A 16,220-nucleotide genomic window follows, 5' to 3' on the forward strand; every position below is an offset into this window, starting at 1 on the left:
ATAATGTTTCAAGATAATCCGCTGCTAGCACAGCTTAAAAAACAAATTCAAGAGACACTTCCGAAGAAGGAAGGTAACGTCAAAGCAACTGACCGTGGTTTTGGCTTTCTAGAAACAGACAATAAAGAAAGCTTTTTCATCCCTCCTCTTTATATGAAGAATGTCATGCACGGTGACCGTGTTGTTGCCGTTATTCGTACAGAAAAAGAGCGAGAAGTTGCAGAGCCTCAGGAACTGGTGGAGCAAAACCTGACACGTTTTATCGGCCGAGTTAAATTGATCCGCGATCGTCTGCACGTCATCCCTGATCATCCTCACCTAAAAGATGCCATTAATGCGCGTCCGGTGAAGGGGCTTAATCCTGAGAGTCTAAAAGAAAGTGACTGGGTTGTTGCTAACCTGAATAGTCACCCACTTGGCGACAATAAACACTCGAACAAAAACAAAACGTTCTTCTGTGAAATCAAAGAAAAAATCACAGACAGCAACGATAAAATTGCACCATGGTGGGTAACGCTTGCCCGTCATGAACTGCCTAACGCCGAACCTGCACCACAAGAAAGCTGGAGCATGTTGGACGAAGGCTTAGAACGTCAGGACTTAACCGATCTTCCATTTATTACTATCGATGGTGAATCAACCAAAGATATGGATGACGCCCTTTACACGGTTAAAAAAGACGATGGCAGCTTTGAGATCACCATTGCGATTGCTGATCCAACCTCTTACATTGCTGTTGGCGATAAGATGGACGATGAAGCCCGTCAACGTGGTTTTACTATCTACTTGCCAGGCCGCAACATCCCAATGTTGCCACGCGAGTTAAGTGATGAACTTTGCTCATTGATCGAGAATGAAAAACGTCCGGTTATTTGTTGTCGAGTGAGCATTGATAAAGACGGTGTAATTCAAGACGATATCACATTCTTTGCTGCATGGATTCGGTCACAGGCACGATTGGCCTATGACAACGTTTCTGACCTGATTGAAAACGGTCAATGTGACAACTGGATACCAAACGACGTTATCGCGGCACAAATCGATGCGCTGCATGGCTTTGCCAATGCGCGTAGTGAGTGGCGTACTAAGACTGCTGTTGTCTTTCCGGATCGTCCCGATTACCGTTTTGAGCTCAGTGAAGATAACGATGTTGTCGCGATTCATACGGATCTTCGTCGTACAGCCAACCGTATGATTGAAGAAGCCATGATCACCGCCAATATCTGTGCTGGTCGTGTACTTAAAGAAAAATTTGGTACCGGTGTATTCAACTACCACAACGGTTTTCATCCAGAGAAACTGGATACTGCGATGAACTTCCTAACCGAAGCCGAAGCGCCATTTGAAAAAGACCAGCTTACTACGCTGGAAGGCTTCAGTGCCCTGCGTCGCTGGTTAAATGATCTGGACTCAACATACCTGGATAACCGCCTACGTAAATTCCAGGCCTATAGTGAAGTTGGCAACCAACCTTCCCCGCACTATGCAATGGGGCTTGATGTCTACGCAACCTGGACCTCACCAATCCGTAAGTACGGCGATATGATCAACCACCGTCTGCTTAAAGCGCTTATTTCAGGTAATGAACCGACGCAAAAACCAGATGATAGCGTTGGTGAAGAAATTGCCAACCACCGCCGCAGCCATCGTATGGCAGAGCGGAATGTCGCGGATTGGCTGTATGTTCGTCTGTTGAAAAATTCAGTCAAAGAAGAAACCATCTTCAACGCTGAAATCTTCGATATAAACCGTGCCGGTATACGCATTCGCTTACTTGAGATTGGTGCTTCGGCCTTCATCCCCGCTTCGCTTATCGTGGATAACAAGCAGCGTATCGTGTGTAATAGTGAATTAGGTACCGTCACTATCGATACGGTAAAAGAATACCAGCTTGGTGATACGTTTGAAGTTACATTAGCTGAGGTTCGTGCCGCGACTCGTCAGCTTGTTGCTAAACCGGTTCAACAGTTCCCGGCTCCAGCTGAAGCAGCAGAAAAAAAGACTGAAAAAGAAGACGCATAAGCGGTAGCTTCTATAATTCGGTACAAAGGGTCAGTCTCGTACTGACCCTTTTTCTATCCAAAATACTGCGCACAGCGCGTATCTTGAAGTCGTATTCCGATAGCAATACTATAAAATCATTAAAATAACGATAAGAGTCAGTCGTCATGTCGCAAGTCAAAAAAGATGTTCAACAATGGTTAGAAGATGTGGTCATTGGGCTTAACTTATGCCCTTTTGCAGCAAAGCCTAACCGTAACAAGCAGATAAAAATTCAGGTGTGTGAAGAAAGCTCAGAGGAGGTACTGCTTGAAGCTATCTATCAAGAGCTGATGTTGCTCGATCAAACCCCTGCAGTAGAATTAGAAACCACACTCGTTGTTGCACCCAACTTGTTTGAGAAATTTGATGACTACAACCAATTCCTTGATTTGGTTGAAGGGCTGCTGATCCAACTACGAAGAGATGGGGTTTATCAGATTGCCAGCTTCCACCCTGACTATTGTTTCTACGGCGCTGCGCCTGACGATGCCGAAAACCTGACCAACCGCTCGCCATATCCTATTTTCCATCTAATTCGTGAAGAAAGTATGGAAAATGTATTAAGGCACTATCCGGATCCGGAAGCGATCCCTGAACGCAATATCGCGTGTGTTCAGAACCTGACGGTAGAACAAAAACGAAAATTGTTTCCCTATCTTATAAAGTAATTCCATATACTGAAGATATACATATACCCAAGTGACCTCAAGATGCCAGAATCCTGCATTTTGATCTAATTTGGGTATACAATAAAAGAAGGTATGAGTAACACCTTTATAACTTTGGATAAACTAAAAAACAGTCATATTCCAAACTATTATTTTGTCTTTTCGGTTTAATTAAGGGTATTACCGCTGTTTTGTTATACTATCGCCCTGAATAAGGGAATTATTTGAATGTCATCTCTTTCATTTGCCGTTTTTAGAAGCGCTGGATTTCGATTTGGGTCGCCATTGCTGATCTCAATTCTGATGATATTTGCATTAGAAGGGTTCACTGCTGCCTTAGCCTCATACCAAGACTTGTTACTGACCCTGCCTTATATTTTATTTTCTTTAGTTGTCCTTCTAAGCCAACCGTTTAATCAGGGCAGAACAGGGTTAGTCGCGCTTCTCATGATGGTGGCTTACTACATCATACAAACCTATTTACAAGAACCTTTGTCGAATGACTCCACTAAGCTCATTTTTATCTTACTGGCTAGCTTACTGCCACTGAATTTGCTACAGATCCACATCATGCCAGATAAACGGCTGTGGTCCCGATTCGGGGTTTATTTTATGCTGTTTATTGCACTACAAATTGCATGGTCAGCTCTGGTTATAGACTACTTTTCCCAGACAACACTCTCATGGTTATGGAATACATACCTCTACACCATACCCACGTTTTCACCCTTGCCTGTAATCCTCATTTTATTGGCGTTGGCACTGACCTGTAGCAGCGCGGCAACCATTCTGAAGCGTAATTTCGGTTCTGATCAAACCGTTTATATCAGTTTACTCTTTTCAAGTTTGGCTTTTGTCCTTTTTCAGTACCCTTTTATTTCCAGTACCGCTTTTTCACTAGCCGCAACGCTCTTGCTGCTCAATATAATTACCTGTAGCCACGAACTCGCCTTTGTTGATCAGTTAACAAACATTCCCGGTCGGCGCGCATTAGAAACAGAACTCAAGAACCTGGGAAGAACCTATACTCTGGCAATGCTGGATATTGATCATTTCAAGCAGTTCAATGATATCCACGGCCATAAAGTTGGTGATAACGTATTAAAGCTTGTGGCTAAAATCATGCAGCAAACAAAAGGTGGTGCCCAGATCTTCCGCTACGGCGGTGAAGAATTTACTATTTTGTTTAAGGGTAAAGAAGCCAGCCAATGTCAAAATTACCTTGAACAATTGCGTATTGCTATTGCAAAGTATGATCTTATCGTCCGCGCTCAGGATGATCGCCCGAAAAGTGACGAGAAAGGAACAGAGTTACGACAACAAGACAATAAGAACCAAGCGGTGCATGTCACGGTAAGTATTGGATTGGCAGATAGTTTTCCCGACCATGACCCTCAAAACGTCCTTAAAGCTGCGGATGAGGCACTTTATAAAGCAAAAAATTCAGGACGAAACCGAGTTGCCCGATAATATATTCAGTGCTTACCTACAGCATACCTCTTGATCAGAGAACATAATTCCTCCTTGCCGTATATTGTCACCCTGCAGATACAAAAAACCCGACGATATCGCCGGGTTTCGGTTACCAATAAAACTTATCCTGCAAAGGGTAAGTCCAGCTATGCAGCAACGCCAATATTAAGTTAAGCATAGGATTCTTAACAGATCGGCGACCAAACCATTGTTAAGAGCTACACTTGGGAGTGACTCACCCTAAGTGAGAAGGCGAGTCTTATTGTTATTATTGTTATTATTGTTCATTCAACTAATCGTAATCTGGCAGCTTTTAACATTTCAATTACCATTAGTTATCTATCTTTACATTATAGTGATTAAAGCTCGCAGCGACTGCAGACATCAAACTAGACGATAGCCACACCGAGCGCGATAACAAGCTATAATACCATTATCCTATATGGGCATCATGGTATCAGGCAGGGGAATGTTTTTAAACAAAAAACAAACCTATAAATAAAATCTTTATCGCTTTTTCAGTGATTCTTCGTAATGGCATTATTAGCTTGTATTTAAAGGAAAAAGCTCGCCTTATTTGAATAAGACGAGCTTTCCTATTTTGACTTCAGATGGAGATTAAAGTCCCTTAGCCTTTAACACCACCCGCAGTTAAACCACCGACCAGGAACTTCTGAGCAAGCAAGAACACGACCGTAATTGGCAGTGCTGCAAGCACAGCCGCGGCTGCAAAATCACCCCATAAATATTTCTGCGGATGCAGGTATTGTTGCATCCCTACCGCTAGAGTATAAGTGTCAATATCACGCAGTAATAATGAAGCAACGGGAACTTCGGTTACAGCAGCAACAAATGACAGAATAAATACTACAGCAAGAATTGGCACCGATAGTGGCAGCAGTACCAGACGGAATGCCTGCCATGGTGTTGCGCCGTCCAATGCTGCGGCTTCTTCAAGTGAACCATCGATTGATTCGAAGTAACCTTTAATTGTCCACACATGCAGAGCAATGCCGCCCATGTAAGCGAATACCACACCGCCATGAGTGTTCATTCCCAGGAAGGGAACATAAGTGCCCAGACGGTCAAACAACGCATACAATGCCACCAAAGCAAGTACTGCCGGGAACATCTGGAAAATCAGCATCGATCTCAGAATCGTCGTTTTACCCGCAAACTTCATACGTGCAAAAGCATAAGCACAAGTTGTCGACAGTGTAACGATACCAATCGCGGTCATACCTGATATTTTTACCGTGTTCCATAACCAGGTCATCACCGGGAATGGGGGGAGTGTTACCGTACCATCCGCATTTTCAACGGTAATACCGAGGGCTAACTTCCAGTGCTCTAGAGATGGATTGGTCGGGATTAATTCTCCTGATCCATAGTTACCTTCCCGGAACGAGATAGCAATAACCATTAATAACGGGAACATCATCAGACCGAGGAAACACCACATTGCAATATGAGTGGCCCACACTCTGTATTTTAACGATTTCGGTTGAACCATTGCCATTTTCGTGCTCCTTACTCTGATTCCAGCTTAGTAAATTTCATATTCAGTAGTGATAGGCCACCAACCAATAAGAAAATCATTGTTGCAATTGCCCCAGCCAGAGCAAAGTCCTGACCACCCGAACCTTCAAAAGCGATACGGTATGTATAGCTAACCAATAAGTCAGTATGACCTGCTGGAACACTGGTGCCAATCATATCTGGCGCACCATTAGTCAACAGCTGAATCAGTACAAAGTTATTGAAGTTAAAAGCAAAGCTTGCAATCAACAAAGGAATCATCGGTTTAACAAGTAATGGCAGTGTAATATTGAAGAAGTTATCAATTGGGCCTGCGCCATCCATTGCAGATGCTTCATAAAGATCTTCAGGAATCGCTTTTAGCAGCCCCATAGCCAAGATCATCATGTATGGGTAACCCAGCCATGTATTAACAATTAAAATCATTGTCTTAGCTAGGAATGGTTCGGTAAACCATGCAGGGCTAAGGCCAAACAGCCCTTCAAGAACCAGGTTAATTTCACCAAAGCTCTGGTTAAACAAACCTTTAAACACCAGAATCGAAATAAAAGCAGGTACCGCATAAGGAAGAATCAGCATTACCCGATACACACTGCGGCCTTTAAGCGATTCCCAAGAGATGACCTGTGCCAGAACCACGCCTACCGCAAGTGTAAACACAACGGTCAGCACTGAAAATAATACCGTCCAGACAAAGATTTTAAAGAAGGGGCCTTGAATTCCCGGATCTGTAAAAATTCTCGTAAAATTATCAAAACCGACGTTTACAATAAAACCTGGAGATAGTGGTTCACCAATGAATTCACCATCCACATTCACTTCTTGGTAAAAACCGGTTTCCCAATTTGGTTTATAGGTAATGTTTTTTAGATAATTAACTAACGTTTCACCGTCATCCTGCAAGACATACATAGGCCGAATTTCAGCAAAAGTACGGAGTCCTGACATCTGCAGTTCGTCACCTTCCACTGTAGACAATAACAGATCACTGAGCTGCTTCCGGTTTGAAATCACCGTTTTAAGGGAGGCTTTATTGCCAACAGGCTCATCCACGGCTTTCAGCTGGATCTTATCTGTCGGCAATGCTGTCAGCTCATAACGATCCGTCGATAGCCATTGTTCGCCATCTTTAAGTGCAATACTGTAGGTTCCGTCTTGCTCATACAGTGAGAAATTATAGCTATCACCACTCTGGGAGGTCTGTTGCAGAAGAACAGACTGAGTACGCTCAAGGCTTAACTGGTTACTACCGCTATAGTTTGTAAAGGCAAGACCGATGGTATAGACCAAAGGGAAAATGATGAACAGGATCATACCTGCTACACCAGGGTAAATATAACGATGCGCATAAGTGCGCTTACGGGCAAAAATGTATACACCAAGAGAGGCGACGATAAGGGTTAATAATGCAAAAGCATATTCACCTCGTGAATACATTAAAACAACTGCGTAGCCATTAATTAAACTGACTAGTCCTAACGAGGTCCATTTAAGCCATTTACGATAATCAAGGCTTGTTGTCATTGAATTAGATGCCATATCAGCGTTTCCATCTGCCATACTGGCAGCTTGATGAGACTGCATTAGAGGTCCTCACTGTACTTCTGGTAGGGGGAGAAAACGATACTCCCCCCTTTAGGTTCAACTGCGTTACTTAGTCATACGTTCCGCAACAGTATTCAGCGCGTCATCTACTGATTGGCGGTCTGTTACAACGTTACCGATTGCCGCTTTTTCTGCATACCAAAATGCTGACATTTGAGGAATATTTGGCATGATCTCACCATTCATCGCATTGTCCATTGTTGCGCCAATACGTGAATCTGAGCTTAGTTCTGTCTGGAATGAGTTCAATGCAACCGCACCTAGTGGTGTGTCATTGTTCACCTGACGAAGACCTTCGTTGGTCAACAGATAGTTCTCCATAAACTCTACCGCCAGATCCTGGTTAGGTGACGCCGTGCTGATACCCGCAGTTAGTACACCAACGAAAGGCTTAGATGGATTACCATTTAGTTTAGGTAGCAGCGTTACACCATAATTTATACCCGCTTTATCAATGTTACCCCATGACCATGGACCATTGATTGTCATTGCGACTTCACCTTTATTGAAGCCAGACTCAGCAACAGAGTAATCAACATCTGCTGAAATCACACCGGTATCAACAAGGTTCTTAACAAATTTCATCGCACGCTTAGCGCCGTCATTGTTAACACCAACGTCTTTCGCGTCATAGCCATTAGCCGTGTATTTGAATGCATAACCACCATCGGCAGCTAGAACAGGCCATGTAAAGAACGGTTCTTGTAGGTTCCACATGATGGCGCGTTTGCCGTCTTTCTGCAGCTTCTTGTCAAGCGCAGCAATGTCTTCCCAGTTTTTAGGTGGGTTAGCCACTAAATCTTTGTTGTAGATTAGAGACAATGCTTCTACGGCAACCGGGTAACCAACGTACTTACCTTCGTAAGAAACCGCATCCCATGTGAAATCAGCAAACTTAGCTTTGAATTCTGCTGATGGCTTAACTTCAGCAAGAAGTCCTGCTTGTGCATATCCACCAAAACGGTCATGTGCCCAGAAAACAATATCAGGGCCGTCGCCTGTAGAAGCTAACTGAGGGAATTTCTCTTCCAGTGAATCAGGGTGAGAAACCGTTACCTTGATACCAGTATCAGCCTCAAACTTCTTACCGACTTCGGCAAGACCGTTATACCCTTTGTCACCGTTAATCCAAATGGTTAATTGACCTTCTTCAATCGCAGCATGTGCATTGACAGAACTAAGTGCAGCAAGGGTACAAAGTGCGACTGTGCTGAGGACTTTCTTCATTTTTTAACATCCTTCATGATTGTTATTGTTTCGTCATCATCAGATTCTATAGCTCACGACAACGCAATTTCATACTTATCATCCTTAAGTTAGTGTCAGGTGACATCATCCCACTAACTACGCCCCCGGAACCAAATAATTAAAAGCGTGATCTCCATCGATATCATCTGTGACGAAGCTCAAAAAACAACACGTTTATGTGATGGGGCGCACATGGTACTTTGATTAATCTCTCTCTTCAGCTAACGGTATCTCAAAGTGTGATCTAAACACTCCTCCCCCTATATCCCCCCTTTTTAATTCACAATAAGGATGATGCTTACTTACTAAGACTAGGTAAAGATGTATACATACACATTTGGGTAGATGAAGAAGCTTTTAACTGTTTTGCATCGCTAAATTTTTGCACCGCAGGATTCTCGTTTTAACCGGAATCATTGATGCCGCTTTATTTCTTGGGGAAGTAAATAAAGCAGCTTTTGGTAGGGTAGCTGCCTTTTCAATTGTTTAATGAAATACAAGCTACCCGTTTTTTTCTTCACTACACCAAGAAATTCTTTACCAGCAAGCTAATGGATGAATACTATTGTGCTTGCTGCTAACAACAAACTAGAGGAATAGGCTCGATGGCGAGTGTCACTTTACGAAACGTGTGTAAAGCGTATGGAGATAACCTGATTTCCAAGAATGTTGATCTCGATATCGCTGACGGGGAATTTGTTGTATTTGTTGGGCCATCTGGCTGTGGTAAATCAACACTCCTTCGCTGTATTGCTGGCTTGGAAGATATTACTTCTGGTGACCTCTATATTGGTGATCAGCGTATGAACGAGGTTGCCCCATCTGAACGCGGTGTGGGTATGGTTTTCCAATCTTATGCTCTGTACCCGCACCTTAACCTGTTTGACAATATGTCTTTCGGTATGAAGCTAGCCAAGGCAGACAAAGGGGAAATTAAAAAGCGTGTTGATCGTGTCTCAGATATTCTTCAGCTTGGTCACTTACTTGAACGTAAACCTAAAGCATTGTCCGGTGGTCAGCGACAACGTGTAGCAATCGGTCGTACGCTTGTATCACAGCCTGAGGTTTTCCTGCTTGATGAACCACTGTCGAATCTTGATGCTGCGTTACGGGTTCAGATGCGAATTGAACTTGCTAAACTGCATAAGCAGCTTGGTGCGACGATGATTTACGTAACTCACGATCAAATTGAAGCCATGACTATGGCCAATAAGATTGTTGTATTGGACGGCGGTTATGTTTCTCAGGTTGGTAAACCTTTAGAGCTATACCACTACCCTCAAAACCGTTTTGTGGCCGGCTTTATCGGCTCGCCAAAAATGAACTTCATGAGTGTCTCTATTGAACAAGTTGAAAACGAACGCGTAATGGTTCAGCTTGCAAACGGCCAAGCATTCTGGATCCCCGTCGATGGTTCTACCGTGAATAAAGGAGATCGTATGTCTCTGGGTATTCGTCCTGAACATCTGGTACCTTGTGACGATGGTGATGCTTGTATCGACGGTACTATTCTGGTGGTAGAAAAACTGGGACATGAAACCCAAGTTTACCTGAACCTTGATCATGTTGATGCAGATTTCATCTATCGCCAGTCAGATACACTTGACGTGGAAGCGGGTCAGAAATTCGACATTGGCATTCCAGCCCATCGTTGCCACCTGTTCCACAGTGATGGCACAGCATGTCGTCGCTTATTTAAGGAACAAGGCGTATAACACACGCCTGAACCGTTAATCCCCCGGATGAAAGCGCTATGCGATATTTCGCGTAGTGCTTTTTCTGCTTTCTCAAAATACACATCCCGATTGATATTCCCCCAAATACCTTAAAAGGCTTTTTGCAAATCAAAAGCATAGCGAATCACTCATAACAAACTACCAATACCGCCAATTTATCTTAAGCTTTAAATAGGCATCATCTGATGTCAGTAAAATAGTTATGGACGTTTACACGAACATATACTCACTTTTATCTATCCACACCTTTGCTGGAGGCACCTCAAATGAACTTCAGAGATAGGATCGAAGATATCGAAGAGCGCATTGCACTGGCTTATGAAGAAGGGAATTACCTGGAGGCTAAATCACTTGAAAATGAACTTAAAAAGACCCTGGGACAGAAAAATCTTTTCGATGAAAAAGAACCCTACTCTCTAGAAGGGCGCACTTTCATTGATGATGAGTAGCACCAGCCTGTCGGAGGGGGATAAAGACACTCTTTATCCCCCCCTTCCCCCCCGAAATGGTCAACTAAAATTGAAAGTTATTCGTTGATTCTCGGTCTTCATAACTGGATACCCCCAACAAGGATACTTGTTATGAAGATCAAACTAATACTGCTTCCATTGTTAGGTAGCAGTCTGCTTATCAGTCTTCCTGTCTTTGCCGATTTGAAAGACATTGGCCGACAAGACGCCAATGGGCTTTATGAACCCGGCTACGTAAGTTATCAGCATGCTAGAGAGCGCAGTTCAACGCCAAACCAAGGCTCCAACCTGTACGAGATTGGTTATAAGAATGCGTCCGGTCATTACGAGCCCAGCTACGTAAATTACCGTGCACCCGAGCGAAAACCTGCTGACAAAAAAACAGAGTTAGAGCAGCTTTCTGACATTGGGCATTACAACAATCAAGGAATTTACGAGCCTGGTTATTTAAATTACGGCCACTCCAGAAAATAATGTGATATGGGCTGAATACCAGCCCATATTTCTCAATATCATACGTTGGGCTAGTTTCAGAGGCTTTGGTACTACGTTAGCCCTATTCAAAAAACAAGTTCTATTCGTTCATCATGGCACCTTCGCTAGTCGCCACTGAGTCCTTGCGGATCTCTGCATTTTGAAGTGCTCTGGGGATATGAGCATCGGTTCTGTCATTATGCTCATACTGCGTAAGCGAATTTTAAATATGATCAAGATCTTGTTTTTAAAGTTCCATTGACCATCAAAATAATCGACTTAAATCACAAAAATAGTCGCTTACACCCCACAGTCCTTCTGATTTCGCAAGGCTCATCCCCTTTTATCGGGTAAATATATGTGATGAAGGTCATATATGCGCCCGTTGAATTTTCACTAAAGACGTAAATACGTGATCAATAACCCAAAAACATGGCTGACGGTCATCATTTTCACTTACGTTTGTACAAAACGTGATCTACACACTCCTCCCCCCTACTCCTCCTTACCAATCAATTCCTGAGGAGGATGTTGGGTCATAGGGAGAGGAGCAGAATAAACCCATCAAGTAAACATCGAGAGAGTTTTACTGCCGAGTTCACTCTTAACTCATGTGATTTGAGAATTAGACCAATAACCGGTCATGGCGGGAAGCCACGCTTTTGAGCAATAAGACCTCCCGCCTCTTTTTTTACAAAGAATTTCCACTGGTTGGTGGAACCACTGCCTCACCAGCCACAAATAAAAAAGTACGGAAATAACAAAAAACATATTGTTCCATCAAGGAGTTACACCAATGAAATTGAACAAAATCTGTCTTACCGCAGCGGCAGTTTCTGCTGCCCTGATGTCAGCGTCTTCAATGGCTGCCAGCGACGTTGATTTCCACGGCTACATGCGTGCTGGTGTTGGTATGAGTGGTGAAAACGGTGCTGATTTAGCTTATGAAAAGGCTAAAGTGGGTCGTTTAGGTAATGAAAATGATGTCTACGGTGAAATTGGCCTCGGCAAAGAAGTTTACAACCAAGATGGTAAAACTTTCTATGTTGACTCCATGCTGGCTGTATCAACTAATGGTTCAAATGACTGGGAAGGCCTTGGTGGCGATTTAGAAGCCATTGCTCTGCGTCAGTTCAATGTTCAGGCTAAAGGTCTGATTGCAAGTGATACAGACGCAACAATTTGGGCCGGTAAGCGTTACTACCAGCGTCACGACATTCATATTTCTGACTTCTACTACTGGGATACTTCTGGTAATGGTGCTGGTATCGAAAACCTTTCAGCGGGTGCAGGTAAGCTATCTGTAGCATGGTTACGAGATGATGCTGGCGACGTGAACGTCAACAACTTTGACGTACGTTATGCAGGCCTGGGTCTGTGGAGCGATGCAAGCCTAGAGCTTGGTCTAAACTACGCGATGACCAATGAAACTGACGCGCAGAAGGAAGGCAAAACATTCAACGATGGTGTTATGCTGACGGCTGAAATGACTCAGGGTTTGTCTACTGGCTTCAACAAAACGGTACTTCAGTACGGTACAGATGGCTTCGGTGAGCAAATGGCAAGCTTGGGTGCTGGCCACTATTTCAACGCTACATCTGATGATGGTGTTGATGGCTTCCGTATCATCAACTGGGGTGTTGTCGCACCTTCAGAGAGCTGGGAAATCGGTCACCAAGTAGTATACGCAAGCACTAGCTACGACAGCCGTGATGACCACACAATCCTGAATGCAGTTGTTCGCCCGATGTATAAGTGGAATGATACAATGCGCACTATCTTCGAAGGTGGCCACTTCATCGAAGAAGACAACAATGTAGACAAATCTGGTAGCAAGCTGACTGTTGCTCAAGCATGGTCTGCTGGTTCAAGCTTCTGGGCTCGTCCTGAAATCCGTGTATACGCAAGCTACTTGATGGATCACGAAGACGACAATGCGTTTGGTGCTGGTAACGACACTGAATACAGCGTAGGTATCCAAGCTGAAGCATGGTGGTAATCCCATCGGCTAACAAATAAAATCCACGACAGCCAGTCTCGATGAGACTGGCTGTATTTGGTTTAATTGATTACAAACTTTTAGGCCAAATACAGCCAAAATATAGGTGAATAATAATGAATAAATTGCTTCCCCTCTGTCTATCTGCAGCCCTGCTTACAGGTTGCGTGTCTACAGCAGAAAACATAGATACCAGCCCGACAAACCAAGCGACGGGTGAGGTTCAAGCTGCATCTTCTTTCTCTTCTATAGAATGGAAGCCTCTGTCTATACCATCCAGTGTCATATTTAAACTCAATGCACAAAGCCAGGCTTTGCAGTCGACGTTAAGTGCCGGGCCTGTTGCAGCGTTCAGTGTTCCGGCCAATCGAGGCGCAATCACAATACAGTTAAAAAGTTTTGCTAACAGCACCATATATGCGCCTACTGTCGTTATTTTAAATGAGAATAATGAAATCATTGAACAGTTTGATACTAGTTTGTTTGTCTATAAGCCCGCTTCAATGCTGGATGACGACATGCTGGAAGGTAACTTTACTTTTATCCCGCAAATCACAGATAAGGAAGTTCGTATTCTTATCCTCACGAAACCGGGTGATCTTCAGCAGTCAACCGAACTTCTTCACCCGGCAAAAGCTTTTGCCATCGCCCGACATACTGTGCCACCAGAAATCCCGAATCCAATCGCTCAACATAGCCCATATGGCAGTTTTTACTTACACGTTTCATCACCGCAAATTGACAATGCGGCAGTCAGCTTTAGCAAACCTGTGGTCGATCAAGCACCAACAACGGTAGAAACCCAAGGTTATTACTTGAATTCTATTCAGACTGCAGTAAATAATGGTGATATAAGTAAGGCGATGAAACTGCTTGATGAAGCTGAACTTCTTGGTATCAAAGATGCCAAAGAGACATTCATTAAAGCGGTAGAAGCCAAAAAGTAAGCTAAACTATTTGAAAAATTTTAAAAGGCTGCCTATGCAGCCTTTAGTCGTATCAGAGGATTCCATGGACTGGCAACAAAAAACAGGTACCCCCTTCCCGCTGGGTGCAACTCTGTCACTCGATGGCTGCAATTTTGCAATCCACGCACCTCAGGGAAATGGTTTACATCTTGTTTTATTCGCTCAAGATGCAAGCCCGACTTATCTTCCCCTAAATAAAAATGATAATAACATTTACACTCTTTTCCTTTCGGGAGTTCAACCGGGAGCGCGTTATGCCTACTGTATTATTAATTCGCAGCGAATTCAGTGGATCCTTGACCCATACGCAAAAACATTAACGGCTAATCCAGAAATAGCCTCTGTTCCCGCCGCTGTTATACATAATCACGAGTTCGATTGGGGGCAAAGTGCTCATCCCTGCATTGAACGAGAAAAAGCAGTTTTATATGAGCTTCATGTAAAAGGATTTACGCAGCAGCACCCGGGTATTCCCCAAGCATTGAGAGGTAAATTTTTAGGTTTATGCCAGCCAGCAGTCATCGAACACTTTAAACATTTGGGGGTGACTACTCTACAACTAATGCCTATTACGACCAGTTTCGATGAAGCCCATTTAGCCGACAAAAATCTCACCAACTACTGGGGCTATAATCCACTATGCTGGTTTGCCCCCGATGGAAAATTCGCACTCAATGACCCCGTAGCCGAATTAAAAACGATGGTCAAAACCCTGCACGAGCATGATATCGAAGTTGTCCTTGATGTAGTTTATAACCATACAGCTGAAAGCGGTAAAGACGGCCCGGCCCATAACTTTAAGTTGATTGCCCCCAAAACCTATTTGAAGAATGATAAAGAAGAGTTTGAAAATCACTCCGGATGTGGCAACACAGTCGATCTAAGCTATCCACCCGCACTGAGAACGGTAATGGATTCATTGCGCTACTGGGTCAAGGAATTCCACATTGATGGATTTCGATTTGATTTGGCAGCAACATTAGGCCGCCGTGGTGATAATTTCGATCGCCATTCAGGTTTCTTCCAAGTAATACAGCAAGATCCCATACTGCAAACGGTAAAACTCATCGCCGAACCATGGGACATTGGTCCTAACGGTTACCAGCTAGGAGCCTTTCCTTTGGGCTGGAATGAGTGTAACGATAAATACCGAGACACCATTCGCAGCTTCTGGAATCATACTGCTCACCTTAGTGAATTTGCGACACGTTTAATGGGGTCGCGAGACCTGTTCAGTGCTGCAAAATGGCCGGACAAACTATGTGTTAACTATATCTGCTATCACGATGGGTTCACTCTTCAAGACCTCGTTTCTTATAACGAGAAACACAATACCGACAACAAGGAAAATAACAGAGACGGGCATGGTGATAACCGATCATTCAATCATGGCGTTGAAGGACAAACGGTAAATGCAAGCATCATAGAACTGCGTAAAAAGCAGAAGAAAAATATGATGATGACTTTGCTGTTCAGCTTTGGTATCCCCCATATTTTAGCGGTTGATAGTTTTTCTCATAGTCAGCAGGGAAATAACAATGCCTATTGTCAGGACACCTCGATCAGCTGGGCTAATTGGGACTTCAGCCCCGAAAAAGCTGAATTTACAGCTTGGTTAAGCGGAATACTCAAAGCTCGTCATCAATATATGCCACCATTCATCCGCGCCTTTTCTGGTGAAAACCGCGGTCACCACCGCATTAACTGGATGCAGTCTGATGGCCATATTCTCCAAATGAATGACTGGCATAATCATGCAGCTATCGCTCTTCACCTCGGTTTATACAAAGATCAAGCTGAGCTTCTATATTTGGTCAACCCGACCAAAATACCGACACGTTTCAAACTGCCAGCCGGCAGTGCCTGGACCATAATTAGTGACACCTCGGAACATAAGATTCCACGTCGTGAAGTACAAACCACCTATATGCAGTCCGCAAAATCAATGACGATCCTTCGTCGAGATTAATTGCCGAAAAAGCCCTCGAGAGAGGGCT

General features: G+C 43.7%; 12 protein-coding genes. 9 read left to right on the forward strand and 3 right to left on the reverse strand.

The genetic code is table 11. The features are described 5' to 3' along the window. Window positions 1-3 precede the first annotated feature (3 nt). From AC2204_RS07435 to AC2204_RS07445, 3 genes are all read left to right on the forward strand, one after another. Window positions 4-2,022, forward strand: a complete 2,019-nt coding sequence (locus AC2204_RS07435; RefSeq protein WP_318924886.1) for an exoribonuclease II — start codon at window positions 4-6, stop codon at window positions 2,020-2,022. A 146-nt stretch (window positions 2,023-2,168) separates the two neighbouring features. Continuing rightward, window positions 2,169-2,711 carry a DUF1415 domain-containing protein gene (locus tag AC2204_RS07440; protein ID WP_318924887.1) on the forward strand — a complete coding sequence of 181 codons (543 nt, stop codon included), beginning with the start codon at window positions 2,169-2,171 and terminating at the stop codon, window positions 2,709-2,711. A gap of 228 nt (window positions 2,712-2,939) precedes the next feature. Then, complete coding sequence (locus AC2204_RS07445; RefSeq protein WP_318924888.1) at window positions 2,940-4,181, forward strand: GGDEF domain-containing protein; 1,242 nt, start codon at window positions 2,940-2,942, stop codon at window positions 4,179-4,181. A 631-nt stretch (window positions 4,182-4,812) separates the two neighbouring features. On the opposite strand, the gene malG is transcribed toward AC2204_RS07445, so the two are convergent. The 3 genes from malG to malE all read right to left on the reverse strand — a co-directional run bounded on the left by malG (window position 4,813) and on the right by malE (window position 8,555). Beyond that, on the reverse strand, window positions 4,813-5,703 hold the full coding sequence (gene malG / locus AC2204_RS07450) for a maltose ABC transporter permease MalG (RefSeq protein WP_318924889.1): 891 nt from the start codon (window positions 5,701-5,703) through the stop codon (window positions 4,813-4,815). An 11-nt stretch (window positions 5,704-5,714) separates the two neighbouring features. Continuing rightward, window positions 5,715-7,262, reverse strand: coding sequence for a maltose ABC transporter permease MalF (malF, locus tag AC2204_RS07455; protein WP_318925032.1), 1,548 nt, complete (start codon window positions 7,260-7,262; stop codon window positions 5,715-5,717). Between the two features lie 111 nt (window positions 7,263-7,373). Then, window positions 7,374-8,555 carry a maltose/maltodextrin ABC transporter substrate-binding protein MalE gene (gene malE, locus AC2204_RS07460; RefSeq protein WP_318924890.1) on the reverse strand — a complete coding sequence of 394 codons (1,182 nt, stop codon included), beginning with the start codon at window positions 8,553-8,555 and terminating at the stop codon, window positions 7,374-7,376. Window positions 8,556-9,181: 626 nt separating this feature from the next. Between malE and malK the strand changes: the two genes are divergently transcribed. From malK to glgX, 6 genes are all read left to right on the forward strand, one after another. After that, a complete protein-coding gene (gene malK, locus AC2204_RS07465) occupies window positions 9,182-10,291 on the forward strand; it encodes a maltose/maltodextrin ABC transporter ATP-binding protein MalK (protein ID WP_318924891.1) in 1,110 nt (369 codons plus the stop codon). Between the two features lie 287 nt (window positions 10,292-10,578). Next, entirely contained in the window at window positions 10,579-10,761 is a 183-nt protein-coding gene (locus tag AC2204_RS07470) for a hypothetical protein (protein ID WP_318924892.1), read from the forward strand. Between the two features lie 132 nt (window positions 10,762-10,893). Continuing rightward, window positions 10,894-11,256, forward strand: a complete 363-nt coding sequence (locus AC2204_RS07475) for a hypothetical protein (protein WP_318924893.1) — start codon at window positions 10,894-10,896, stop codon at window positions 11,254-11,256. 802 nt (window positions 11,257-12,058) lie between these two features. Further along, window positions 12,059-13,255 (forward strand): maltoporin, encoded by a 1,197-nt coding sequence (locus AC2204_RS07480; RefSeq protein WP_318925033.1) that lies wholly within the window; start codon window positions 12,059-12,061, stop codon window positions 13,253-13,255. 116 nt (window positions 13,256-13,371) lie between these two features. Beyond that, the gene (locus tag AC2204_RS07485; RefSeq protein ID WP_318924894.1) at window positions 13,372-14,202 is read left to right on the forward strand and encodes a MalM family protein; all 831 of its coding nucleotides are present in this window, start codon (window positions 13,372-13,374) and stop codon (window positions 14,200-14,202) included. Between the two features lie 64 nt (window positions 14,203-14,266). Then, window positions 14,267-16,192, forward strand: coding sequence for a glycogen debranching protein GlgX (gene glgX / locus AC2204_RS07490; RefSeq protein ID WP_318924895.1), 1,926 nt, complete (start codon window positions 14,267-14,269; stop codon window positions 16,190-16,192). Window positions 16,193-16,220 lie beyond the last annotated feature (28 nt).

This window comes from Photobacterium sp., assembly GCF_057456235.1.